Raw genomic sequence first — 1,065 nt, forward strand, 5'->3', positions numbered from 1 at the left:
GTCTCGCTGCATCCGCATGCGTTTGTGGTGGTCGACGGGGAGGGACACGGTGTGCTCACGCATCTGGGGATCGACACCGTCCAGCTCAACGGCGAGGGCTTCGAGCTGCTGGTGAACAAGGGCGACACCGTCACCCGCGGCCAACACATCGTGCGCTGGAACCCCGCCGCGGTCGAAGCCGCCGGCAAGTCCCCCATCTGCCCCGTCGTCGCCCTCGAAGCCACCACCGACTCCCTCAGCGACCTCCGCGAGGACGGCGAGATCAAAGCCGACGACCACCTCTTCTCCTGGCAGTAACCCCACCTCGGCACACCACCACCGCGGCCACCACGCCGCCCCAAACGGAGACGGGTCAATGGACACAACGCTGCGAGGCGTCGGGGTAAGCCACGGCGTCGCCATAGGCCAGGTACGCCACATGGGCACCGCCGTCCTAGAACCACCAGCCAAACAAATCCCCACCCACGAAGCCCCCCGCGAACAAAACCGCGCCCGACAAGCCGTCCAAGCCGTCGCCGCCGACCTCACCGCACGCGGCAACCTCGCCGGCGGCGAAGCCCAAGCCGTCCTCGAAGCCCAAGCCCTCATGGCACAGGACCCCGAACTCCTGGCCGACGTCGAACGACGCATCGCGGTCGGCAGCACCGCCGAACGCGCCGTCTACGACGCCTTCGCCGCCTACCGCGCCCTCCTCGCCGGCGCCGGCGAATACCTCGCCGGACGCGTCGCCGACCTCGACGACGTCCGCAACCGGATCGTGGCACGCCTGCTGGGCGTGCCGATGCCCGGCGTGCCCGACAGTGACGAGCCGTATGTGTTGATCGCGCGGGATCTGGCGCCGGCGGACACGGCGTTGCTGGATCCGACGCTGGTGTTGGGGTTTGTCACCGAGGAGGGTGGGCCCACCAGCCACAGTGCGATCCTGGCCCGGGCGCTGGGGGTACCGGCGGTGGTGGCGCTGCCGGGCGCGGGTGAGCTGGTGGAGGGCACGGTGATTGCCGTGGACGGCAGCACCGGGGAGATCTTCGTCGAGCCGGACGCCGACCGACGGGCCCAGCTGGAGCA

The 1,065-nt window shown here is 70.0% G+C and carries 2 protein-coding genes; both read left to right on the forward strand.

Annotated features, from left to right (window positions below):
• On the forward strand, positions 1-297 hold a 297-nt coding region (locus tag AB0G84_RS36195), incomplete at its 5' end, for a PTS glucose transporter subunit IIA (RefSeq protein WP_361330969.1).
• A 58-nt stretch (positions 298-355) separates the two neighbouring features.
• A partial coding sequence (locus AB0G84_RS36200) for a PEP-utilizing enzyme (protein ID WP_361330972.1) occupies positions 356-1,065 on the forward strand: 710 nt, incomplete at its 3' end.

It is taken from the genome of Streptomyces sp. NPDC020742 (assembly GCF_040641675.1).
Taxonomy (GTDB): Bacteria; Actinomycetota; Actinomycetes; order Streptomycetales; family Streptomycetaceae; genus Streptomyces.